Consider the following 23171-nt stretch of genomic DNA (forward strand, 5'->3'; position numbering starts at 1 on the left):
ATGCGCGTGATGTTCACCGTCTTCCCCGCGACGGCGCACTTCCTGCCGATCGTGCCCTACGCCTGGGCGTTGCAGGCGGCCGGGCACCAGGTGGTGGTGGCGGCCCCGCCGGGCGTCGACACCGGGGTCTCGGTGCCCGACTTCCACCGGTCGGTGAACGCGGCCGGGCTGACCGCGGTCTCCTGCGGCGCGCCCGAGCCGCTGTCGGTGCACGACCGCGGCTACCCCGGGTTCGCCGGCCTGATCCCGACGATCGAGGAGTCCGAGCGCCTGGTCGCCGCGCTCGGCATCACCGAGGCGGAACGCCCGCCCTGGGATGTCTTCTACCACTTCGCGCTGCTGACCATGCGCAACTACCATCCGCCGGAGCCCCGCCAGGACGTGCAGGCCGTCGTCGAGTTCGCCCGCGAGTGGCGGCCCGACCTCGTCCTGTGGGACCCGTGGTTCCCGTGCGGCGCGGTGGCGGCCCGGGTCTGCGGCGCCGCCCACGCCCGTACGCTGCTGGCCCCCGACTACACCGCCTGGGCCGCGGACAAGTTCGCCGGCAGCGGCGAGCGGAACCCCATGACCGGGGTGATCGGCCCGCTGGCCGACAGGTACGGCGTGACCGTCGACGACAACCTGCTGCTCGGCGACTGGACGGTGGACCCGTTCCCGCCCGGGATGAGCCTGCCCACGCCCGGCGTGCGCCGCCTGCCCGTCCGGTACGTCCCCTACACCGGGGCGAGCGTCGTCCCGGAGTGGCTGCGGCGACCGCCGGAGCGGCCGCGGGTGGCGATCTCGCTGGGCGTGTCGATGCGCACGTTCTTCAAGGGCGACTGGGGGCGCACCGCCAAGCTGATGGAGGCCGTGGACGGCCTGGACGCCGAGGTCGTCGCCACCCTGGACGCCAACCAGCTGCTCGATCTGGACCGCCCGCTGCCCGCCAACGTGCGCGTGTTCGACTACGTGCCGCTGGACCAGCTCCTGCCGACCTGCTCGGCGATCATCCACCACGGCTCGATCGGCACCTTCGCGGCCGCATCGGCCATGAACGTCCCGCAGGTCGTCTGCGACACCGACGAGCACAACCGGCTCGTCGGCACCCCCGTCGAGGGCGGCATCGACTGGCAGCTCCAGTGCCAGAAACAGCTCACCTCGACCCGAACCTCCCGGTACGTCACCACGCGCGGCGCCGGCGTGCGGATCAACCACCAGACGCAGTCCGCGGCCGAGATCCGCGACGAGCTGCTGCGCGTGCTGAAGGACCCCTCGTTCACCAAGGGCGCGGCCGCCATCCACGAGGACTGGCTGGCCACGCCGAGCCCGACCGACATCGTCGCGGAGCTGGAGCGGCTGACCGCCGCCGCCCGGTAGCCGTCGACCCCTCAGACAGGAGGCGGACCATTGCGGATCCTGGTCACCGGCGGCGCCGGTTTCATCGGCTCGGAGTTCGTCAGAGCCACGTTGCGCGACTCGCCGGGCACGCGGGTCACCGTCCTGGACAAGCTCACCTATTCCGGCAACCTGGAGAACCTCGACCCGGTGGCCGGCCACCCGGGGCTGCGCTTCGTGCAGGGCGACACCGCCGACCCGCTCGTGGCCGACGAGGTGGTGGCCGGGCAGGACGCGATCGTGCACTTCGCCGCCGAGACGCACGTCGACCGGTCGATCGTCAGCGCGACCGGCTTCGTGCGCTCCAACGTGCTGGGCACCCAGACCCTGCTGGAGGCGGCCCTGCGGCACGGCGTCGGCCGTTTCGTGCACGTCTCCACCGACGAGGTGTACGGCTCCATCGCCGAGGGCTCGTGGACCGAGGAGACGCCGCTCGCGCCGAACGTGCCGTACGCGGCCTCCAAGGCCGGCTCGGACCTGCTCGCGCTGGCCTTCCACCGCACGCTCGGCCTGGACGTCGTGATCACCCGCTGCACCAACAACTACGGCCACTACCAGTTCCCCGAGAAGGTCATCCCGCTGTTCGTCACCAACCTGCTCGAAGGCCGCCGGGTGCCCCTGTACGGCGACGGCGGCAACCGGCGCGACTGGCTGCACGTCTCCGACCACTGCCGGGCCATCCGCATGGTCCTCGACCGCGGCCGGGCCGGCGAGGTCTACCACATCGGCGGCGGCAGCGAGCTGAGCAACCTGGAGCTGACCGCCCGCCTGCTGGAGGCGTGCGGCGCGGGCTGGGACATGGTCGAGCACGTCCCCGACCGGCCGGGGCACGACCTGCGCTACTCCCTCGACATCTCCAAGATCGAACGGGAGCTGGGCTACGCGCCGTCGGTCGACTTCGAGACCGGGCTGGCCGCGACCGTCGCCTGGTACCGGGACAACCGGTCCTGGTGGGAACCGCTCAAGCACCGCGAGCTCGCCGTGGCCGCCCACTGAAGATCATGAGGAGAAGCCATGCAGGACATTGTCCGACGTCTTGACACGTGCCGGGTCTGCGGGCGCGACGACTGGCTGGAGGTCACCTCCTTCGGGTCCGTGCCGCTGGCCAACGGCTTCCTCGACCCCGCCGACCTCCCGGCCGAGGAGCCCGCCTACCCCGTGGACGTCATCGTGTGCCGCAACTGCCGGCTGATGGCCATCCGGCACGTGATCAGGCCCGACGTGCTGTTCCGGCACTATGTGTACGTCACCTCCGAGTCCGACCAGATGACCGGCCACATGCGGCGCATCGTCGGCTGGTGCACCCGCCGGGCCGGGCTCGCGCCTGGCGAGCTGGTCGTCGAGCTGGGCAGCAACGTCGGCCTGCAGCTCGCGCTCTTCCAGGAGCAGGGGCAGCGGGTCGTCGGCGTGGACCCGGCCGAGAACCTGGCCGAGATCGCCAACGCCCGCGGCGTGCGCACGCTGCCCGAGTTCTTCGGCGCCGACCAGGGCCGCCGCATCCACGCCGAGCAGGGCGAGGCCAAGCTGGTGCTCGGCCGCCAGTGCTTCGCCCACATCGACGACGTGCACAACGTGCTGAACGGCGCCACCGCCGTGCTGGCCCCCGACGGGCTGGTCGCGATCGAGGTCCCGTACCTGCTGGACCTGCTGGAGGAGAACCAGTTCGACACGATCTACCACGAGCACCTGTCGTACTACTCGGTCACCACGCTGAGCCATCTGTTCGCGCGGCACGGCCTGCGCATCGTGGACGTCGAGCGGGCGGCCGTGCACGGCGGCTCGATCGTCGTCTTCGCCGCCAGGGAGGGCTCGGCCCACCCCACCCGCCCCTCCGTGAACCGGCTGCTGTCGCTGGAGCGGCAGAGCGGCCTCGACTCCGACGAGGCCTACCTGGCCTTCGCCGAGCGCGCCCACCAGGTGATCAAGCAGATCGGCGACCTCGTGCGCGACCTGGCCGGCCGCGGCCTGACCGTCGCCGGGTACGGCGCGCCCTCCAAGGGCACCACCCTGCTCCAGTTCTGCCAGCTCGGCCCGGCCGAGGTGCGCTTCTGCAGCGACACCACCAGCCTCAAGCACGGCCGGCTGCTGCCCGGCACCCGCATCCCGTGCCGCTCGCCCGAGCAGGCCCGCGACCAGCAGCCCGACTACTACCTGCTGCTCGCCTGGAACTACGCCGACGAGATCATCTCCAAGGAGCAGGACTTCCTGCGCCGCGGCGGCAAGTTCATCATCCCCATCCCGCAGCCGAGGGTCGTGACGGCCGAGCCCGTCCCGGCGGTGGCCTGAAGGAGATCTGCATGGAATACGGATCCGACCACGCCGAGTACTACGACCGCGTCTTCCGCAGCCGCGGCAAGAGCTTCGAGGGCGAGGCCCGGGAGCTCGACAGGATCATCAGGGAACGGTCGCCGCACGCGGCCTCGCTGCTCGACGTCGCCTGCGGCACCGGCGCGCACCTGGAGACCTTCGCCAAGCTCTTCGACCACGTCGAGGGGGTCGAGCTGTCGCCCGACATGCGGGAGGTCGCCGGACGGCGGCTGCCCGGCGTGCCGCTGCACGCCGGCGACATGCGCACCTTCGACCTCGGACGCACCTTCGACGCCGTGACCTGCATGGGCAACGCCGTCGGCGAACTGGGCTCCTACGACGAGTTGGTGGAGGCCGTCGGCCGGATGGCGGCCCACCTGGCGCCCGGCGGCGTCCTCGTCGTCGAGCCCTGGTACTTCCCGGAGAACTTCCTCGACGGGCACGTCGGCGGCCACACGCTGGTGGAGGAGGGGCTCGTCATCTCCCGCATGACGCACTCGCGCAGGGAGGGCGGCAAGAGCCGGCTGGAGGTGCGGTTCAGGGTCGCCGACGCCTCGGGCTTCAAGGAGTTCGCCGAGGTCCTGTACTCCAGCCTGTTCACCTGCGACCAGTACCTGGAGGCGTTCGCCAAGGCGGGCTGCCGGGCCGAGTTCCGGCCCGCGTTCAAGCTGGCCGACGGCCGGCCCAACAGCCCCGGGCTGTTCGTCGGCGTGCGCGAGGAGGCCGGCGATGGCCTCCGGTGAGCCCCTCGTCGTCGGCCGGCCGAACGCGGGGGAGCGGGCGCGCCTGCTGGAACGGCTCGGCGGCGTGCTCGACCGGCTCTGGCTGACCAACAACGGCCCGCTGGTGCGCGAGTTCGAGGCGCGCCTGGCCGACCTGACCGGCGCCCGGCACGCCGTGGCGACCTGCAACGCCACCACCGGCATCCAGATCGCGGCCAGGGCCGCCGGGCTGCGGCCGGGCGACGAGGTGATCGTCCCCTCCTTCACCTGGGTGGCCACCGCCCACGCGCTGGAGTGGATCGGCATCGTCCCGGTCTTCTGCGACTCCGACGAGATCACCGGCAACGCCGACCCCGACCACGTCGAGCGCCTGATCGGCCCGCGCACCCGCGGCATCCTCGGCGTGCACGTCTTCGGCTACCCGTGCGACGTGGACGCCCTGGAGCGCCTGGCCCGCGAGCACGGGCTCGTCCTGCTGTTCGACGCGGCGCACGCGCTCGGCTGCACCTACCGGGGCAGGCCGATCGGGACGTTCGGAAACGCCGAGATCTTCAGCTTCCACGCCACCAAGTTCGTCAACAGCGTCGAGGGCGGCGCGATCGTCACCGACGACGACGACCTGGCCGCGCGGGTCAGGGAGCTGCGCAACCAGGGCATCGACGCGGCCGGGCAGATCTCCGGGGCCGGCACGGTGGCCCGGATGAGCGAGTTCCACGCGGCCATGGGGCTGACCTCGCTGGAGGCCATCGACACGATCGTCGAGGCCAACCGGCGCAACCAGCGGGTCTACGAGGAGCTGCTCGCCGGGCTGCCGGGCGTCGTGGTGCGCGGCCAGGCGCCCGGCGAACGGGCCAACTTCCAGTACCTGGTGATCGAGGTGGACGAGGCCGTCGCCGGCGTGTCGCGGGACGCGGTGCTGGCGGCGCTGCTCGTGGAGAACGTGCACGCGCGCCGCTACTTCTCCCCGATCTGCCACCAGGTGGAGCCGTACCGGTCGGACCCGGGCAGGCACTTCCCGCTGCCCCTGCCCCGCGCCGAGGGGCTGGCCGCCCGCGTCCTGTCCCTGCCGACCGGGCCCACGGTGAACGCGGAGCACATCGCCGGCATCTGCCGCGTCGTCCAGGAGACGGTCCGGGCGGCCGACCGCCGGCTGGTCGCCTGACCGTGACGAGGGCGCCTCCTTTGAAGGGGGCGCCCTCGTCGTCCGTCAGGCCGCGGGCACGGTCCCCTGGACGGCCTCGGGGACGGGGGTCACCCGGCGGCGCACGGCCAGGCCGAACAGGGCGACCAGCAGGCCGCACGCGCCCGCCAGCGCGAAGGGGGCCGCCGGCCGCCACAGGTCGTAGAGCCAGCCGCCGACGCCGGAGATGACGAAGATGCCGATCGCGCCGCAGAGCGTCTGGACGCCGAAGCTGGAGCCCCGGTAGCGGGCCGGCACCTGCTGGGCCAGCAGCGGGCCCGCCGTGGTGATGACGCCGATCTCGCCCAGCCCGACGGCCGCCGCCACCAGCATCATCCCCGGCCCGAGCGGGTCGCTGACCAGCAGCGTCGACAGGTACGCGGCCCCGGCCAGCGCCTGGGCCAGGATCACCACGTCCTGCCGCCGCATCCGGTCGCCGAGCCAGCCGAACAGCGGCGCGCCCACCACGATCACCATGTACGCGATGCCCACGATCGCGCCGCTCTTAGCCAGGGCCTCGGTGGCGGACATGCCGCGCACGGCCTTGGCGTGGTCCACGATCCACAACGACAGGAAGCTCGCCACCAGCGCCAGGTCGGCCCTGGCCACGAAGGACGCCGCGTACGACAGCGCCACACCGGGGTCGCGGGCCAGCCGCACGCCCTCGACGACCAGCCGGCCCAGCCCGGCCCGCTCACCGGCCCGCTCACCGGCCGAGTGCCCGGCGGGCGGCTCGGCGGACGTGGCCAGGCCGGGGGCCAGCGTGCCGCGCAGGGCCAGCGCGCCCAGCAGCACCAGCCCGGCGACCACCAGGAAGCCCACCTTGGCCGCCGTGGCCGGGGCCATGCCGCCGCCCTCCAGCATGTTCGGCAGGCGTACCAGCACCAGCACCGCGATCACCGCGCCGATGCCGCTGAACAGGCCGAGCCAGCCGTAGGCCTTGCCGCGCGCGCGGTCGCGCACGTAGTCGGCGGTGATCGCGGACATGGTGACGTTCAGCGCGGCGATCCCGAGGGCGAACACGACCCGCAGGGCGACCAGGACGGCGACGTTGCCCGCGAACGGGTAGAGCGCCGCGCCGAGGGCGCACAGCAGCAGCCCCGCCACCGCGACCGGCCGCCGGCCGATCCGGTCGGCGAGCGCGCCGTACCAGGCCAGGCTCAGGATGAGCGCCGCCTCCGCGGCGACCTGGAGGTAGCCGGTCGTGCGGCCCAGGTCGTCGCCGGACAGCCCCAGCGCGTCGGTGAGCAGGTACGGCTGGGCGGCCGGCAGGAACGTGATGACCGCCGTGCCGAGGAGCCCGAGCCCCATGCATGCCCAGAGGTTGGTCCTGCTGATGCCCGTCGCGGGGTCGAGACCTAACATGGCAGAGATCATCCCAACGTCAGCCCTAGATCGTCTAGGTTTGGCACATGATGAGTGACCGAGTCCCGCCGGGCGTCAGCGCCGCGGTGCCCAACGTGGCGCGGATGTACGACTACTACCTCGGCGGTAAGGACAACTTCGCGTCCGACCGGGCCGCCGCGGAGAAGGTGCTGTCGATCATCCCCGAGATCCGGGGCGACGCCCGCAACAGCCGGGCCTTCCTGCAGCGCGCCGTGCGCCACCTGCGGCAGGCGGGCGTCGACCAGTTCCTCGACATCGGGTCGGGGCTGCCGACCGCGGGCCACGTGCACGAGGTGATCGAGGGCGCGAAGATCGTCTACGTGGACAACGACTCGGTCGTGCTCACCCACTCCCGCGCCCTGCTCGGCCACTCGCCCGACGTCACCGTCCAGGAGGGCGATCTGCGGCGGCCGGAGGCCGTCATGGAGCGGGCGGCGAAGGTGCTGGACTTCTCCCGGCCGGTCGCGCTGCTGGTGGTCTCGCTGCTGCACTTCGTCACCGACGCCGAGGACCCGGTGGGCCTCGTCCACCGCTACCGCGACCTGCTGCCCGCGGGCAGCCACATCGTGCTGACGCACGTCGCCCCCGACACCATGCCGAGCAAGGCCGACGACGTCAGCGCCGTCTACCGCAACGCGACCTCGCCGTTCACGGCACGCAGGCGGTCGGTGTTCGCCTCCATGCTGGACGGCTTCGACCTGCTGGAGCCGGGCATCGTCAACACCCGCGAGTGGCGTCCCGACCCCGACACCGACCCGTCCCCGATCGACGGCGACTACCACCTGTGCGCGGTGGGCCGCAAGCGGTCCTGACCCGCGCGGCTTCCCCGGACCTGGCCCATCACCTCCGGGTGGTGGGCCATACGTGTGCCGGTCGGCGGACCGTTTCGAACATGTGATCTAAAACTTGTGGGCACCCGTCGCCTGCCGTGCTTACGATCTTGGTGTTCGCCGGCCGGGCCGTCCGGCCGGCTCCACCGGACGGAGAGATGTCCTTGAGGCGTGCAATGATCGCGTCAGCCGCCGCGCTGAGCCTGCTGGCCCCCGTCGTCGTGGCCGGGCCCGCGCGGGCGGCCACCGTCGCGACGGTCCCGCTGGCCACCGTCGTGGACAAGGCCAGGGAGGTGGCCGGGTTCTGGCTCGCCGACGACGCCGCAAACCTGCGGGCCGCCACGCCGTACACCGTCCTGGCCGCGGCGGCGGGGGGCGAACGCCTGTCCACCGGCGTCGTCCCGGACGGGCCCGCGGTCAGCACCCCGCCGATCGGGGCCGAGAACCCGCCGCCCGGCGACGAGGTCGTGACGTCCGGCAAGGTGTTCTTCATCGGCAGCGACGGCCTGCCCCACTGGTGCACCGGCACCTCGGTGCAGTCGAACTACCGCAACCTGGTCGCCACCGCGGGCCACTGCGTGTTCGACATCGAGGCCCCGATGGGCGCGCTCGGCAAGTGGGCCTTCGTCCCGGCCTACTCCGACGGCGCCACCCCCTACGGCCTGTACGTCGGCAAGCAGGGCATCACCCACTACGACTTCGAGGACCTGCACGACTTCGACCGCGACTACGCCTTCGCCACCGTCTACAGCGGCGTCGTCCCGTCCGCCCCGGACACGCTGACCACCGTCGGCCGCCTCGGCGACAACGTCGGCGGCCTCGGGATCGCGGCCAACCAGCCGCTCCCGGCCGCGGCCGACGTCTTCGGCCACCCGTCCGGGCCGCACCCCGACGGCTCGGCCCCGTACCCGGGCCGGAACCTCGAACGCTCGACCGGGCCGACGTTCGCGGTCAAGCCCTCCGGCCTGCGCGCGGACCGGCCCGTCGGCGTGGACTCGCCGTTCACCGCCGCACCCGGGGCGGCGTGGGTGACCGGGTACGACGCCGAGACCCGCGCAGGCTACCTGACCGGCCTGACGATCAGCGTCGCCGAGACCGACGCCGACGGGCGGTACGACACCGGCATCTCCCCGTACTTCGACACCGGCCTGTTCCAGGTCTACCGGGACGCGGCCAACCGCTGGACCGGCTCCATCACGTACGTCTCCGGCTGACCGGGCGGACCCGGTGCCCGGTAGCCGCTGGTGAGTGATGTGCGGGGCGCCCCCTCGTCCTCCGCCTGGTCGCCGTCGTGCGAAGATCGGGCTCCCTTGAGTGTGCGGGTCATGGAGGCGATGCGTTGCTGAACGAGCGGAAGCGGACGCCAGGCGGCCGGGCGGCGTTACGTCCGAGGCTGGTGGCGGCCGGCTGGGACTATCTCGTGATCGCCGCCTGGCTGACGGCGCTGGCCGGGGTGTTCGTCCCGCTGAGCCGCGCCGGAGCGGGGTTCGGCGGGCTCGGCGCCCTGGGCACCGACCTGCTGATCACCGCGCTGAGCGTGCTGCCCGTCGGGGCGTACCTGGTCATCGGGGAGGCGGGGCGGCGGCAGGCCACGTGGGGCAAGCGGCGGGCGGGCCTCGTCGTGGCCCTGGCCGGTGGGGGGCGGCCCGGCGTGGCGCGGATCGTGGCGCGCCCTGGTGAAGCTGCTTCCGTGGCAGTGCGCCCACATGGCGGTCTCCCGGCTGGTCCGCGAGCCGGACTCGGCCGTCGCCATGCCGCTTCTGGTCGCGGCGTACGCCCTGGCCGGGGCCTCGGTCGTGCTGGTGCTGACCCGCCGCGACCGGGCCGCCCTGCACGACCTCGTGACGGCCACGCGGGTGCTGCCGTCGCCCTGACGCCCCCTCCGGCGGTCAGATCTCCGGCAGGGAGGGATCGGGCTGCCAGGGGCTCGGCGCGGTGATGGACCAGCGTTCGTGGTCGCGCCAGGCGCCGTCGATGTAGAGGTAGTCGGGTGACAGCCCCTCGTAACGGAAGCCCAGCCGCCGGGCCAGGGCCAGGGACGCCTTGTTCGCCGGCTGGATGTTGGCCTCCAGGCGGTGGAGCCGCAGGTCGCCGAACGCGTGCCGCAGGGCCAGGGTGAGCCCGTCGGTCATGTAGCCGCGCCCCGCGGACGGCGCGAAGGCCGCGTACCCGATGGACGCCCCCTGGTAGCGGCCCCGGATGATCGAGTTGATGTTGACCATGCCGGCGGCGGCGCCGGTCTCCCTGACGCGGATCAGGAAGCCCAGGTTGCTGCCGTCGTCGAAGCGGCGCATCCAGGTCCGGAACTCCTCGGCGGTCGAGGGCAGTTGCATCCACGGCCCGTGCAGTTCGGCGCTGGCCCGGACGAGCGAGCAGAACTCGTCCTGGTCGGAGAGGGTGAGCGGGTGCAGCTCCACCCGTGACGGCATTTCGGACATGGGGCCACCTTAGGGCGTGCCGCGGGAGGCGTCGTCCGCGTCAGCTCGCCGTGGTGGTCCAGGCGCGGTGGGCCGTCTCGCGGATCTCCTCGTCGGCCGTCTGCTCCACCCGGGCCATCGCCGCGCGCAGGATGGGCGGCGTCATCAGCGACGTGACGATCGCGACCAGCACCACCAGCGTGTACGCCTCGACGCTGAGGATGCCCAGCCGCAGGCCGACCATGGCCACCACGACCTCGATCACGCCGCGCGCGTTGAGCCCGGCGCCCAGGGCCAGCGCCTCCCAGCGGTTGAGCCGGCTCAGCCGGGCGCCGGCGTACGCGCCGACGAACTTGCCGGCGATCGCGACGGCCAGCACCGCGAGCCCGGCCAGCAGCACCGGCGGGCGGGTCAGCGCGGTCAGGTCCATCCGCAGCCCGGCGGTGGCGAAGAAGACGGGGGCGAAGCCGTACAGCGTCACCGTGCGCAGCGGCGCCAGCCGGGCCGGGTCCACCCGTCCCGCGCCGCCGATGAGCATGCCCATCACGAACGCGCCGAAGACCGACTCCAGGCCCAGCGCGTGCGTCCCGGCCGAGGCCAGCACGATCAGCACGATCGCCGTGCCGACCGTCGGGCCCGCCTCGGGCGACCGGGCCGCCAGCCGCATCGCGCCGCGCACCAGCGGACGCCCGACGGTCAGGGCCACCACGACGATGGCCACCAGGTAGGCCAGCGAGGTGACCACGGTGCCGGTGCTGACCGCGTTGACGGCCATGGCGCTGACGATCGAGAGCATGAACCAGCCGAACGCGTCGTCGATCATCCCGGCGGTGAGCGTGAGCTGGCCGATGTTGCGGTGCAGCAGCCGCATGTCCATCAGCGTCTTGGCCAGCACGGGGATCGCGCTCACGCACATCGCCACGCCCATGAACAGCGCGAACACCGTCGCGTCGGTGCCGTCGGGGACGATCATCCGGGGCAGCAGGAACCCGGTGGCGATGCCGAGCCCGAGCGGGATGATCAGGCCGCCCATGCTGACCCCGGCCGCGGTGGCCGCCCGCCGGCGCACCAGGTTCAGGTCCATGTGGATGCCGGTCAGCCCGACCAGCAGCAGCACGCCGACCTGCCCGACGGCGTCCAGCAGGTGGAACTGGCCGGGGTCGGCGGGGAAGAGCCAGCGCTGGAGGTCCGGCGCGACGTGCGCCAGGATCGACGGCCCGAGCACGACCCCGGCGAACAGCTCGCCCACCACGGCGGGCAGCCGGAACCGGGCCGCCAGCGCGCCGAGTGCCAGGGCGAGGGCGAGCATCAAGCCGATCTGCGACAGGAACACGAGCATGCCGTGCGCGCCGATGGGGGCGATGGGCGTCTGCATGAATACCCCTGGAGGTCGATCCTGGTTTCCGAACCCGGATACTCAGCAAAGAACGCCCGGCGCGCCTGCCGCAACGGACCCGTTCACATGCGGCACTTTCCGAGAAACCGGCCCATGAAGATCCGCACGTACGGAGAAACCGGCGGAGCTCAGCCGGTGGCGCGCGGGCCGAGCAGCACCGGCAGGGCGCGCACGCCGTTGTCCAGCAGCGAGGTGAGCCGGGGCAGGTCGTCGAGCGGCCCGGCGGCCCGCATGCCGGGGAACGTCGCGAACAGGGCCGGCAGCGCCACCTCGGCCTGCAGCCGGGCCAGCGGCGCGCCCAGGCAGAAGTGCGGCCCGTGCCCGAACGCCAGATGCGGCACGGCCGGCCTGGTCACGTCGAAGTCGGCGGCGTTCTCGCCGAACCGCTCGGGGTCGCGCCCGGCGGCGGAGAAGCAGGCCAGCACCGCCTCGCCCGCCCGCAGCCGGACGCCCTCGATCTCCAGGTCCTCCATGGCGTAACGCATCGGGAAGTAGGCGTTGGGCGACTCCCAGCGCAGCGCCTCCTCCACCGCCGCGCTCCACGGCACGGCCCCCGAGCGCAGCAGTTCGAGCTGCTCGGGCCGGCCCAGCAGGGCGCGCACGGCGTGCGCGATGAGGTTGATCGTCGTGACGTGGCCGGCGATCAGCAGCACCTGCACGGTGTCCCGCAGCTCGGCGTCGTCCAGCCGGCCCTGGGCGTGCAGCGCGATCAGCTCGCTCGTCAGGTCCTCGCCGGGCGTGCCGCGCCGCACCTCGATGATCTCGCCGACCAGCTCGAACAGCGCCCTGCGACCCTCCGGGCTGTCCGGCGGGCTCTGGTCGAGCTGCACCACCTCGTCGGTGAGCGCGCGCAGGCGCTCGCGGTGGGAGTCGGGCACGCCCAGCATCTCGACGATGACGCGCAACGGCAGCGGGTAGGCGTACTCGGCGCGCAGGTCGACCGGCTCGTCCGGCGGCCTGGTCGCCAGGTCCTCCAGCAGGTCGCCGACGATGGAGGTGATCCACGGCTCCATCCGCTGCACCTGGCGCGCGCTGAACAGCTTGACCAGCGGGCCGCGCAGCCGTCGGTGGTCCTCGCCGTCGGCGTTGAGCATGGACGCGTCGGTGACGAGCCGCATCAGCGACGTGCCCTGAGGGGCCGCGGCACGGGCCTCGGGGTCCCAGTACCGGATGTCGCGCGTCATCGCCGGGTGCGACAGCACCGCCTCCAGCGTCGCGTGGCTGGTGGCGGCCCAGGCCAGCACGCCCTCGACCCGTACCGGGACGAGCGGGCCGGCCCGGCGCAGCCGCTCGTCGCTGTCGTGCAGGTCGAGGGTGGCCGGGTCGAGGACGAACTCGGGTTCCATGGTCATCCTGTCTGTCTGGTGCGGTCGGGCGGTCATCGGCTCGACGTCGCCCCGCTGTAGCGGCGGGGGAGGACCATGACCGGGTTGTCGTCGAGGATCACGTCCGGCGGCCCGAAGCGTTCGGCCACCCGGCGGATCTCGGGGTCGTCGAGCAGCAGCAGCCGGCCGTCGAGGACGAGCGGCTCGTCGTCGGCGTACAGGGTGGGCCGGTCCACCTGGCAGTCGCAGTGGGCGAAGCCGGGCGCGGTGGTGACGGCCACGCCGTCGGTGAGCGCGTCGAGCCCGCAGTAGAACGCGCCGGCGTGCTTCTCCCGCTCGAACTGGCTGCCGCCCGCCACCCGCACCTTCGGGTTCAGCCCGATCAGGGCGTGCCGCAGGTAGAAGCCGCCGGGGGAGAAGCGGCGCAGCCGGTCGGCGGCCGCCCCGCCCTCGATCTTCTGCACGACGTTGCCGGCCAGGTGGACGCTCAGCGGCTCCTCGGGCACGCCGGTCACCGTGCAGTCCTCGACGACGAGCACGCCCTCGGTGTCGGCGGGCCAGAAGTTGACGCCGCCGTACGGGAAGGGCCGCCACTGGCCGGGGCCCGGCGGCTCGGCGTCCGGCATGAGGGTCAGCCCGGACAGCGTCAGGTCCGTGCCGGTCGTCGAGGTGACCCGGAGCCTGGTGGTCGCGGCCAGCTTCTCCAGCGTGCGGTGCGCCAGGGCGTAGAAGACCTCGTTGGGCAGGCGGGCGCCGGTGAGCAGCGCGCCGGCCGTGGCGCTCATGTGCAGGGACGCGAACCTGACCGGCAAGGCCGCGATCTCGTCGAAGAACAGCGGCGCGGTGTGCACCTCGCCCCACCAGGTGCAGGCGATGACGACGTCGGACGCCCCGACGGCGGCCCGCTCGACGTGATGCCCGGCCCCGCTGTCCCAGCCGCCCGGGCTGAACGGCGCCACCGACAGGATGTGCACGTCGGCGTCACGGTAGGCCGCCGCGGCCGCGATGGCCTGGACGACCACCGGGTCGACGGTGTGCTCGGCCAGCACCAGCACCCGCTCGCCCGGCGCCACCCGCAGGTAGTGCACGAGGTTGCGGGCGCCGGGCATGAGCTCGACGATCGAGTACGGCGCGGCCGTCGGCTCGGCCGCGTAGCCGACGGGCGCCGTGGCGTACGGATTCGTGGTCATCGTTGTCTCCCCCGGTGCCGGTCGTACCCGCTGCCGTGCCAACCCGCGGCAACGCCACGCCTCGATCACGGAAAGGATGCGGCGCCGGCGCGGGCGGCACGACTGCGGGTGCGGTGTCAGCGCGAGCGTCGCCGCGACCCGGCCGACAGCTCGATCGGGTCGAAGCCGAACGCGTCCGCCGGGTCGTGGCCCAGGTACAGGTCACGGACCAGCTCGCCGGCCGCCGGGGCGTTGCACAGCCCGTGGCCGGAGAACCCGGTGGCGTACAGGAAAGCCGGCGATCCGGGCAGCCGGCCGATGAAGGCCGACCGGTCGGGGCTGGCGTCTCTCGGGCCGCGCACCGCCGTCTCCAGCCCGGACAGGTCCAGGCCGGGGTAGGTGGTGGCGAGCTGGGCCCTGGCCTTGACGAACCAGGCGTCCCGGTCGGTGCCGGGGTTGCCCATGCCGATCAGGATCCGGTCGCCGCGCCGGCGGATCAGCAGCCCGCTGGCGGCGTGCAGGGTGACCGGAATGTCCGGCACCTCGGGCAGCGGGCCGGTGGTGAGCAGCTCCTGCACCGCCGGCCCGGTCAGCGGCAGGTCCACGCCCGCCGCCGAGGCGATCCAGCCCGACCAGGCCCCGGCCGCGCACACGATCGCCTGCGCGGTGAGCGTGCCGTCCGCGGTCTCGACCCGCCCGGTGGCCGGATCGACGGCGGTGACCGGGCAGCCGGTGCGCAGCGAGGCGCCCGCCCGCGCCGCGCCCTCCGCGTACGCCTCCACGATGGCGGCCGTGTCGCTCACGAACGCCTGCGGCGACCACGCGGCCGCCAGCAGCGACGGCTCCTCGACCAGCGGGTTGAGCCGCCTGGCCTCCTCCGCGCCGATCAGCGACACGTCCACGCCCGCGGCCCGCTGCGCCGGCAGCTCGGCCTCGAACCTGTTCACCTGCTCCCGTTCGGTGAACAGCACGAGGTAGCCCACCTGCCGCATCGGCAGCTCGGCGCCGGGCCAGCGCGGGAACGACTGGTAGGCCGACAGGCTGCGCACCGCCATGGCGGAGCTGACCGGGTCGCCGGAGAAGTAGGCGCGCAGCACGTCCGCGGTGGCCCGCGAGGCGCCGGAGGCCAGGTCGTCGCGTTCCAGGACGACGGTCTCGACCCCCGCCTCGGCCAGGTGGGCCGCGATCGACAGGCCGATCACGCCGCCGCCGATGACCACCACCTCGGCCCGGTCGGCCTGGCTCATGCCGGGGCCACCGTCCCGCCCTCGAAGGGAGTCAGCATCGAGCGGGAGATCGGCGCCACCGAGCCGTCCGCGCGCAGGTGCTCGTCGACCTGCCACGGGAAGAGCTGGAGGTTCCAGGCGCCCAGGCAGTTGACGTACAGGGCCATGTGGCTCATGAGCGCGACGAAGTCCTCGCGGTCCTGGAGCTGGTCGGCGACCTCCAGCGCGCGCTCGGTGAACTGGTGCAGCTTGTTCAGCCCGCAGTAGCCGAGGAACTCGGCCGGGGTGGCGGCCATGATGCGGGCCATCTGCTGCAGGAACTCCAGCGGGAGCTGCTGCTGCTGGGCGGCCCTGACCAGGCCGGAGTAGCAGCAGTAGCCCAGCGGGCGGGTCTCGCCGTTGACGAACAGCATCGTGGTCAGCGTGGTGCCGAAGCTGCCCGCGCCCGAGGCGATGCGGCCCTCGTGCAGGTCGACCAGCTCCTGGGGCGGGTCGAGCCAGATGCGCTCGATCTCCTCGTGCAGCTCGGCGAGGAGCTGCTCGGCCTCGGTGTGCCGGGCCGTCGGGCGGCGCAGCTGGTGGCCGCCGCCGTCGCCGGCCTTGCGCACCTCGACGATCACGGGCTCGCCGCCGGAGTACACCGACTGCCAGACCGCCTTCCCGGCCTCGGCGAGCGCGTCGAGGTCCTCCTCGCGGACGGTGCCGATGGGCGTGGCGGGCATGGGCTCGCTCAGCGGGCCGTACTTGATGCCGAGGTGCTGGAGACGGGAGCAGAACACCGATCCGTCGGGCGCGATCCGCCGGTCGATCTTGTGGACGCCCGGGACGTGCAGCAACTCGGGCATCGGGGCCAGATGGTAGAGGTGGTGGCCCGCCACGAGGGCGTGGCCTTGCAGGCTGCGGTAGGGCAGGGTCCGCCACAACGCGTCGGCGAGGTCGCGGTTGCGTCCGTCAAGGTCTGCTGTGACCGATACGCCGATGGTGGGCCAGAGAATTTCGATCTGCCGCTCAGTGGCCGATTTGTTCATAACGCGGACAGTAACACAGCTGTTACGGCCCGTAATGGAGGGGGTCGGACGGCGGCCGTAAGGGGAATTGTCCGGAAAGAGGGCGCCGTGGGCGGTCGTCGCGCGCGCCGGCGGAGGAAGTTTGGCGCCCCAGTCGTTGCCGACTGGGGCGATGCCCACATTAGGACGTTTTGTCTGTTTTGTATAGGTTCCTTTACGCGAACGTGCGGGCCGCGCCTGCACGCGGCCCGCACGGAGATCGGCTCGTCCGCGGTCAGCGGCCGATCAGAAGACGTTCACCCCGTAGGCGCTCAGCGCCTCGGTGACCGGCTGGAAGAACGTCGTCCCGCCGCTGGAGCAGTTGCCGCTGCCGCCGGAGGTCAGGCCGAGCGCGACGCCGCCGGAGAACAGCGCGCCGCCGCTGTCGCCGCCCTCGGCGCAGACGTTGGTCTTGATCATCTGACGTACGGTGCCCTCGGCGTAGTTCACGGTGGCGTTGAGCGCCGTCACCGAACCGCTGTGCACGTGCGTCGTGCTGCCGCTGCGCTGCACGGACTGGCCGACGTAGGCGTTGCCCGCGCTGGTGATGTCCCGCGAGCCGCTGTAGAGGTCCACGCCGCCCGGGTGGGCGATGCTGGTGTTGGTGTACTTGACGATGGCGTAGTCGTTGCCCGGGAAGCTGGATCCCGTCGTGTTGCCCAGGGTCGTGGTCTTCGCGGAGTTGGCGTACCACGTGGAGGCGATGTTGCCGCAGTGGCCGGCGGTCAGGAAGTAGTAGGTCGAACCGCTGACCACGTTGAAGCCCAGCGAGCAGCGGTACTGGCCGCCGTAGATCGCGTCGCCGCCCTGGATGAAGAGGCTGAACCTGCCGGGCTCGTTCTCGACGCGCACCGCGGGCGTGGCCGCCTCGGCGCTCTGGCCCTGCGCGGCGGCCGCCTGGGTGTTGGCCTGCTGGACCGCGATCTGGACCTTGGTGCGCGCGCTGCTCGCGACGGTGCTGTCCACCCAGACGACGACCTGGTTGGAGGCCGGGTCGACGGCCCACGCGGTGCCGGGGACGGCGGCCGTGCGGTCGAGGAAGGACATGATGGCCTCAAGTGCGGGGCCGCTGCGGGACACGACACGCGGCACGGCGCCCGAGGCGGTGATGGCCTCGGCGTCGGCCGGATCGGTGGTGGTGACCACCATCTTGCCCTGTGCCTGGTCGAAGTAGGAGCCGGCGGTGCGGGCGCCGAGCTGCCCCTCCAGCCTGGCCGCGGCGGCGGCCGGGTCGGCGGCGGGCTGGGCCGGCGCGGGCGACGCCTGGGCGGGTACGCCCGTGACCGCGCCGGTGAGGAGTCCGGCGGTGGCGACGATCAGTGCGGCGCGCCGGATCCGTAAGCCATGGATGCTCAATGGAGCCTCCTGAGGGTGGGGTGACTTGCCCGCAAATATGAACAAAATCCCCAAGGGAGGCAAGGGGCTGTCATACTGATTTTTTGACCGGGAGTAATAGATCAAGGAAGAGGCGTAACCGCCTCAGGTGCGCCGCTGACCTGGCTCTATGTTCCGGAGAATGAGATCGCATCGGCCCGAGCAGGACTCATGAAAAGTTCGACCCGGCATTTTCGGCGATGTCAAGAAAGTTGTTTGTGCCATGCAGGAACGTCGCGGCGAAGACGTCCCGGCCCAGCACGGCGACGGCGGACGCGGTGATCCTCTCCACGTCGCCGCGTTCGGCGGCCGGCAGCGGGGCGCCCACGCTGCCGCGCAACCCGTCGGCCGCGCCGAGCAGCAACGCGGCCCGCTCCGCCGCCCCGGCCAGCGCCGCCGCTCCGGCCAGCCCCTCCAGGGAGAGCGCCAGGGTCCGGGGCTCACCGGTCGAGCGGGCGATCTCCAGGCCGCGCCGGTGGCTCGCGGCGGCCGACTCGTGATCGCCGCGCAGGCCGCCGGCGCCCCGCTCAACCCCGTCCGCATCGAGCACCGGTACGGCGGCGACCACACCGGCTACACCGACTACCCGACCCTGCGCCGGCCGGCACTGGCCTGAGACCACCCTCTCGCACTTCACGCGGCTTTCCCGGCGGCCGTCGCCGGGTCCGGACGGTGGTCCTGACAGACGGTCTCTTTGCCTTCGAACAGGCAAGGCTTACGTCTGGAGCACCCGCGGCGCCCCGCCGGCCGCCGGTGTCGTCCTCGACGACCTGGTCAAGGCCCTCACCGCGGCCTGACCGAGGCTGGAGGGGAATTCGCCGGCCGCGGCGCGGGTTGGCGGGGGAGATCGTCCGCATCGAATGAGGAGAACCCCATGAACGACCACCCCGACGCCCCGGCCGTCCGACAGCTCCGGCTGGTCGTCGAGGCGGAGGACTACGAGGCGGCGCTGGCCTTCTACCGCGACGTGCTCGGCCTGCCCGAGCAGGCCGCCTACTCCTCCGGCGACGGCGCCCGCGTGGCCATCCTCGACGCGGGCCGGGCCACCCTGGAGATCGCGAACCCGGCGCAGAAGAAGATGATCGACGACGTCGAGGTGGGGCGGCAGGTGGCGCCCAAGCTCCGGGTCGCCTTCGAGGTGGACGACTCCCGTGCGACCACCGCCCGCCTGGTGTCGGCCGGCGCGGACGAGGTGGCCCCGCCCACGCTCACCCCCTGGCAGTCGCTCAACGCCCGCCTCGACACGCCCGGCGGCCTGCACATCACCGTCTTCCAGGAGCTCGCCACCCCGGAGGAGCGCGAGCAGCTGGACGGCTTCGGCACCTCCTGACCGGCGCCTCCCGGGCGGCGGCTCATCGGGCGGTGGTTCATCGGGCGGTGGTTCATCGGGCGGTGGTTCATCGGGCGGTGGTTCATCGAGAGGTGGTTCATCGAGAGGTGGGGCGGGCGCGCACGTGCATGCGCTCGCCCTGCCGCCCGAACAGGGCAAGCACCTCCGTGGGATCGGGGCCGGGATTGGCGAACGCGTGCGGCACGCGGGTGTCGAACTCGGCCACCTCGCCCGCCGTCAGCAGCACGTCGTGCTCGCCGAGCAGCAGGCGCAGCCGCCCGGACAGGACGTAGAGCCACTCGTAGCCCTCGTGGGCCCGCTGCTCGTACTCGCCGTGGGGCCAGCCCGGCGGGTAGATCTGCTTGTACGCCTGGATCCCGCCGGGACGCCGGCTCAGCGGGACGTACGTCATGCCGTGCCGCGACACCGGCCGCAGGTGCACCCGCGGATCGCCGGTCGGCGGCACGTCGATCAGCTCGTCCAGCGGCACCTGGTGGGCGCGCGCCAGCGACAGCAGCAGCTCCAGCGTGGGCCGGCGGCCGCCCGACTCCAGCCGCGACAGCGTGCTGACCGAGATGCCCGTGGCCTCGGCGAGCTGGGTCAGCGTCACGCCCCGCCGCTGCCGCAACGCCCGCAGCCGCGGCCCCACCGCCCGCAGGACCTCGTCGAGATCCGGTGTCTCGTCCATGCGGCCCAGCTTGCCATTTCGGCAACGACATTTGTCAACCGCGTCGCGCGGAACGCACAGTGTGCCATCGGCACATCTCTGGAGGAACGCGATGGACGACAAGTACGACCTGGTGGACAAGTACGACGTGGTGGTCGTCGGCGGCGGGGCCGCCGGGCTCAGCGGCGCCCTGACCCTGAGCCGGGCCCGCCGCCGGGTGCTGGTGATCGACGAGGGCCGGCCGCGCAACGCCCCGGCCGACGGCGTGCACACCTACCTGGGCCGGGAGGGCACCCCGCCGCTCGACCTGCTGGCCGCCGGCCGCGACGAGGTGGCCGGGTACGGCGGCGAGCTCGTCACCGGCTCAGCCGTGGCGGCCGAACGCCTGGACGACGGCGGTTTCCGCGTGCGCCTGGCCGACGGGTCCGCGGTCGTGGCGGACCGGCTGCTGGTCACCACGGGCCTGGTGGACGAGCTGCCCGACCTGCCCGGCGTGGCCGAGCGGTGGGGCCGGGAGGTGCTGCACTGCCCGTACTGCCACGGGTGGGAGGTGCGCGACCAGCCGATCGGCGTGCTGGCCGCCGGCTCGATCGCCGCCCACCAGGCGCTGCTGTGGCGGCAGTGGAGCGACGACGTGACGCTCTTCACGCACACCGCCCCGCCGCTCGGCGCGGAGGACCGCGCCAGGCTGGCCGCGCGCGGCGTCACCGTCGTCGAAGGGCGGGTCGCCGGCCTGTCGCCGGACTCCGGCCCGCTCACCGGCGTCACCCTGGAGAACGGCGACGTCGTCCCGTGCCGGGCCTTCGTGGTCGCCCCGCGCTTCACCGCCCGCTCGGCCCTGCTGGCCGGGCTCGGCGTCGAGACGGCCGAGCAGCTCATGAACGGGCACGTCATGGGCGTCCACGTGCCCGCCGACCCGGCCGGCGGGACCGGCGTCCCCGGCGTGTGGGTGGCCGGGAACGTGGCCAACCTGGGCGAGAACGTCATCGGCGCCGCGGCCGCGGGGGTCAGGGCGGCGGCGGCGATCAACGCCGACCTGATCGAGGAGGAGACCCGCCGCGCGGTGGCGGCCGCCGCCGGCGCGCCACTCTCCGGCGAAGAGTTCTGGGACGAGCGTTACGGGCAGTCCGAACGGATCTGGAGCGGCAACCCCAACGTGCGCCTGGTCGAGGAGGTCGCGGACCTGGCCCCCGGCACCGCGCTGGAACTGGGCTGCGGCGAGGGCGCCGACGCCGTGTGGCTGGCCCGCCGCGGCTGGCGGGTCACCGCCGCCGACATCTCCGGCGTGGCCCTGGCCCGCGCCGCCGCCCACGCCGCGGACGCGGGCGTGGCCGAGCGCGTCGACTGGCAGCGCCACGACCTGGCCGAGTCCTTCCCCGAGGGCGAGTACGACCTGGTCACCGCGAGCTACCTGCACTCGCCCGCCGAGCTGTCGCGCGAGAAGGTCCTGCGCGCCGCCGCCGCGGCGGTCGCGCCCGGCGGTCAGCTCCTGGTGCTCGGGCACGCCGGCCCCCCGCCGTGGGAGCCCGAGGCCCGCGCCGAGCTGCCCACCCCGCAGCAGGTGCTGGACGCTCTGGAGCTGGCCGAGGGGGAGTGGGAGGTGCTGCGGGCCGAGGAGTTCGAACGCGCCCAGACCGCCCCGGGCGGCACGCCGGCCGTCCGCGTCGACAACGTGCTGAGGATCCGGCGGCGCGGCTGACCCGCTCATACCCTCGGCTCCACGCCGCCCCGGCCCCCTTGTCCAGACGCCGGGACGCGTCAGTCGAGGGCCGTCGTCAGCGGGCCGCGGGCGGCCTCCTCCAGCAGGGCGACGGCGCCGGTCAGATCGGGGAAGGCGTCGATGAAGGCGTCGACCGGGTGCGGGGCGAAGTCGGCGGGCCGGCGCAGCCCGCTCTGCATGCAGGCGACGAACCGCAGGCCCGCGCCGGTGGCCGCCGCGGCGTCGGTGGGGGAGTCGCCCACGTAGAGGCATTCGTCGGGGGCCAGGCCGGTGGCGGCCAGCAGCTCGTCGAAGGCGCGCGGGTCGGGCTTGCCGAAGCGGGTGTTGCCGGCGTGGTAGACGGCCGCGATCCGGCCGTCGAGCGCGTGGCCCGGCGCCATCAGGTGCTCCATCTCGGCCTCGTCGCGCGAGGTCAGCAGCATGACCGCGCGCCCGGCCGCGGTGAGCTCGTCGATCGCGCGCAGGTTCTCCCCCGGGACGACGTCGACCAGCCCGGCCGCCACGTACTCGCGCAGCACGGCGTGATGCAGGGGCAGGTAGGCGGCCAGGTCGAGGCCGGGCGAGCGCAGCGGCATGGCCTCGTGCAGCGGCCGGCCCCAGGTCGCCACGTGCACCGCCCTCGACATGGGCCCGTGGCCGAGCCGGCCGAGGACCTCGTTCTCCAGCTCGAAGCACGCGGCCTCGGTGAGGCACAGGGTGTCGTCGACATCAACCACCACGGCACGGATCACAGGCCACACCATAACCGGTGGCCGCCTCAGGAGCCGACGGCGGCGGCGCGCAGCGCGCCCGCCAGGTCCGCGACCGGCCCGGGGACGGGGCCGGGGAGGCGGGCCAGCAGCAGCCGCCGCTGCTCGCGCGGCCCGCCCCGCACCGGCAGCACCCGTACGCCCTCCGGCACGGCCGGGCCCATCGACGCCGGCACCGTGGTCAGCCCGCAGCCGGCCGCCACGAGGGCGAGCTTGGCCAGCCAGTCGCGGACGACGAACACCGTCTCCGGTCGCTCGTCCAGGCCGGGCCACACACCCAGGGTGGGGCTCTCGCCCGCAGGGGCGGCCGGGCTGGCGATCCAGGGACGGCCGTGCAGGTCGGCGACGTCCACGTACTCGCCCCGGGCCAGCGGGTGCCCGGCGGGGACGGCCACGCGCAGGCCGCGCTCGGTGAGGATCTCGATCTCCAGCGGCGGCGTCTCGGCGTCCGGGGCGCGGAACGGCGGGGCCGAGCTGAGCAGGGCCAGGTCCAGCGTGCCGGCCCGCAACGCGCGGACCAGGGCCGAGCTGCCGTCCTCCCGCCCGGTGACCGCGATGGACGGACGCGTGCGGCGCAGCTCGGCCAGCGCGCGGGGCACCAGCGCGGCCCCCGCCGCGGCGAACCAGCCGAACCGGACGGTCGCCGGCTCGCCGGGCAGCCCGGCCAGCTCCCTGGCCGCGGCGTCGACCTCGTCCACGACGGCCGCGGCGCGGCGCAGCACGAGCCGTCCGGCGGCGGTCAGGCGCACGCCGTCGTGCCGCCGCTCCAGCAGGCGGGCCCCGGCCGCGCGTTCGAGCGCGGCGATCTGCCGGGACACGGCGGACTGCGTGTAGCCGAGGGCGGTGGCCGCCGCGGTGAGCGTGCCCCGCTCGGCGACCTCGCGGAAGACCCGCAGGGCGGTGAGCGACGCGTCGGTGAAGGCCATGACGATCACGCATACCGGACTTGAGGA

General features: G+C 73.4%; 22 protein-coding genes and 1 pseudogene. 11 read left to right on the forward strand and 12 right to left on the reverse strand.

Annotation, left to right across the window (positions count from 1 at the left end; genetic code table 11):
- Genes ABT158_RS32380 through ABT158_RS32400 form a run of 5 tightly spaced genes read left to right on the forward strand, consistent with a single transcriptional unit; the run spans position 1 to position 5565 of the window.
- The gene (locus tag ABT158_RS32380) at positions 1 to 1356 is read left to right on the forward strand and encodes a nucleotide disphospho-sugar-binding domain-containing protein (protein ID WP_352359918.1); all 1356 of its coding nucleotides are present in this window, start codon (positions 1 to 3) and stop codon (positions 1354 to 1356) included.
- Positions 1357 to 1386: 30 nt separating this feature from the next.
- Positions 1387 to 2370: a dTDP-glucose 4,6-dehydratase gene (gene rfbB, locus ABT158_RS32385; protein ID WP_352327799.1), complete on the forward strand. Its 984-nt coding sequence runs from the start codon at positions 1387 to 1389 to the stop codon at positions 2368 to 2370.
- A gap of 18 nt (positions 2371 to 2388) precedes the next feature.
- The gene (locus ABT158_RS32390; protein ID WP_352359920.1) at positions 2389 to 3660 is read left to right on the forward strand and encodes a class I SAM-dependent methyltransferase; all 1272 of its coding nucleotides are present in this window, start codon (positions 2389 to 2391) and stop codon (positions 3658 to 3660) included.
- 11 nt (positions 3661 to 3671) lie between these two features.
- Positions 3672 to 4424, forward strand: coding sequence for a class I SAM-dependent methyltransferase (locus tag ABT158_RS32395; protein WP_352359922.1), 753 nt, complete (start codon positions 3672 to 3674; stop codon positions 4422 to 4424).
- Positions 4411 to 5565 carry an aminotransferase class I/II-fold pyridoxal phosphate-dependent enzyme gene (locus tag ABT158_RS32400; RefSeq protein ID WP_352359924.1) on the forward strand — a complete coding sequence of 385 codons (1155 nt, stop codon included), beginning with the start codon at positions 4411 to 4413 and terminating at the stop codon, positions 5563 to 5565. The genes ABT158_RS32395 and ABT158_RS32400 overlap by 14 nt, the downstream gene beginning before the upstream one ends.
- A gap of 45 nt (positions 5566 to 5610) precedes the next feature.
- On the opposite strand, the gene ABT158_RS32405 is transcribed toward ABT158_RS32400, so the two are convergent.
- Positions 5611 to 6948 (reverse strand): MFS transporter, encoded by a 1338-nt coding sequence (locus ABT158_RS32405; RefSeq protein ID WP_352359926.1) that lies wholly within the window; start codon positions 6946 to 6948, stop codon positions 5611 to 5613.
- 47 nt (positions 6949 to 6995) lie between these two features.
- Between ABT158_RS32405 and ABT158_RS32410 the strand changes: the two genes are divergently transcribed.
- The 4 genes and pseudogenes from ABT158_RS32410 to ABT158_RS32425 all read left to right on the forward strand — a co-directional run bounded on the left by ABT158_RS32410 (position 6996) and on the right by ABT158_RS32425 (position 9673).
- Positions 6996 to 7781 carry an SAM-dependent methyltransferase gene (locus ABT158_RS32410; RefSeq protein ID WP_352359928.1) on the forward strand — a complete coding sequence of 262 codons (786 nt, stop codon included), beginning with the start codon at positions 6996 to 6998 and terminating at the stop codon, positions 7779 to 7781.
- A 194-nt stretch (positions 7782 to 7975) separates the two neighbouring features.
- A complete protein-coding gene (locus ABT158_RS32415; RefSeq protein ID WP_352359930.1) occupies positions 7976 to 9013 on the forward strand; it encodes a trypsin-like serine peptidase in 1038 nt (345 codons plus the stop codon).
- A gap of 206 nt (positions 9014 to 9219) precedes the next feature.
- A pseudogene (locus tag ABT158_RS32420) lies at positions 9220 to 9414 on the forward strand (hypothetical protein); the annotation flags it as partial.
- 61 nt (positions 9415 to 9475) lie between these two features.
- Positions 9476 to 9673, forward strand: coding sequence for a hypothetical protein (locus ABT158_RS32425; RefSeq protein ID WP_352359997.1), 198 nt, complete (start codon positions 9476 to 9478; stop codon positions 9671 to 9673).
- A 15-nt stretch (positions 9674 to 9688) separates the two neighbouring features.
- On the opposite strand, the gene ABT158_RS32430 is transcribed toward ABT158_RS32425, so the two are convergent.
- The 8 genes from ABT158_RS32430 to ABT158_RS32465 form a co-directional block, all read right to left on the reverse strand.
- Positions 9689 to 10237, reverse strand: coding sequence for a GNAT family N-acetyltransferase (locus ABT158_RS32430; RefSeq protein WP_352359932.1), 549 nt, complete (start codon positions 10235 to 10237; stop codon positions 9689 to 9691).
- Positions 10238 to 10277: 40 nt separating this feature from the next.
- A complete protein-coding gene (locus ABT158_RS32435) occupies positions 10278 to 11591 on the reverse strand; it encodes a cation:proton antiporter (RefSeq protein WP_352359934.1) in 1314 nt (437 codons plus the stop codon).
- A 149-nt stretch (positions 11592 to 11740) separates the two neighbouring features.
- The gene (locus tag ABT158_RS32440; RefSeq protein ID WP_352359936.1) at positions 11741 to 12964 is read right to left on the reverse strand and encodes a cytochrome P450 family protein; all 1224 of its coding nucleotides are present in this window, start codon (positions 12962 to 12964) and stop codon (positions 11741 to 11743) included.
- Between the two features lie 26 nt (positions 12965 to 12990).
- A complete protein-coding gene (locus tag ABT158_RS32445) occupies positions 12991 to 14127 on the reverse strand; it encodes a 2,5-dihydroxypyridine 5,6-dioxygenase NicX family protein (RefSeq protein WP_352359938.1) in 1137 nt (378 codons plus the stop codon).
- Between the two features lie 116 nt (positions 14128 to 14243).
- Positions 14244 to 15353 carry an NAD(P)/FAD-dependent oxidoreductase gene (locus tag ABT158_RS32450; RefSeq protein WP_352359940.1) on the reverse strand — a complete coding sequence of 370 codons (1110 nt, stop codon included), beginning with the start codon at positions 15351 to 15353 and terminating at the stop codon, positions 14244 to 14246.
- Positions 15350 to 16360 (reverse strand): cucumopine synthase-related protein, encoded by a 1011-nt coding sequence (locus ABT158_RS32455; protein ID WP_352359942.1) that lies wholly within the window; start codon positions 16358 to 16360, stop codon positions 15350 to 15352. The genes ABT158_RS32450 and ABT158_RS32455 overlap by 4 nt, the downstream gene beginning before the upstream one ends.
- 264 nt (positions 16361 to 16624) lie before the next feature.
- The gene (locus tag ABT158_RS32460; protein WP_352330681.1) at positions 16625 to 17734 is read right to left on the reverse strand and encodes a S1 family peptidase; all 1110 of its coding nucleotides are present in this window, start codon (positions 17732 to 17734) and stop codon (positions 16625 to 16627) included.
- Between the two features lie 187 nt (positions 17735 to 17921).
- Positions 17922 to 18320, reverse strand: a complete 399-nt coding sequence (locus ABT158_RS32465; RefSeq protein WP_352359943.1) for a hypothetical protein — start codon at positions 18318 to 18320, stop codon at positions 17922 to 17924.
- Positions 18321 to 18626: 306 nt separating this feature from the next.
- On the opposite strand from ABT158_RS32465, the gene ABT158_RS32470 reads away from it, so the two are divergent.
- The gene (locus tag ABT158_RS32470; RefSeq protein WP_352359945.1) at positions 18627 to 19082 is read left to right on the forward strand and encodes a VOC family protein; all 456 of its coding nucleotides are present in this window, start codon (positions 18627 to 18629) and stop codon (positions 19080 to 19082) included.
- 97 nt (positions 19083 to 19179) lie between these two features.
- Here ABT158_RS32470 and ABT158_RS32475 read toward each other — a convergent pair whose 3' ends face one another.
- Positions 19180 to 19770, reverse strand: a complete 591-nt coding sequence (locus tag ABT158_RS32475) for a helix-turn-helix domain-containing protein (protein ID WP_352359947.1) — start codon at positions 19768 to 19770, stop codon at positions 19180 to 19182.
- 91 nt (positions 19771 to 19861) lie between these two features.
- Between ABT158_RS32475 and ABT158_RS32480 the strand changes: the two genes are divergently transcribed.
- Entirely contained in the window at positions 19862 to 21448 is a 1587-nt protein-coding gene (locus tag ABT158_RS32480; RefSeq protein ID WP_352359949.1) for an FAD-dependent oxidoreductase, read from the forward strand.
- A gap of 59 nt (positions 21449 to 21507) precedes the next feature.
- Here ABT158_RS32480 and ABT158_RS32485 read toward each other — a convergent pair whose 3' ends face one another.
- A complete protein-coding gene (locus ABT158_RS32485; RefSeq protein ID WP_352359951.1) occupies positions 21508 to 22188 on the reverse strand; it encodes an HAD family hydrolase in 681 nt (226 codons plus the stop codon).
- 38 nt (positions 22189 to 22226) lie between these two features.
- Positions 22227 to 23144 (reverse strand): LysR family transcriptional regulator, encoded by a 918-nt coding sequence (locus tag ABT158_RS32490; RefSeq protein ID WP_352359953.1) that lies wholly within the window; start codon positions 23142 to 23144, stop codon positions 22227 to 22229.
- Positions 23145 to 23171 lie beyond the last annotated feature (27 nt).

It is taken from the genome of Nonomuraea sp. NPDC001636 (assembly GCF_040298265.1).
Lineage (GTDB): Bacteria > Actinomycetota > Actinomycetes > Streptosporangiales > Streptosporangiaceae > Nonomuraea.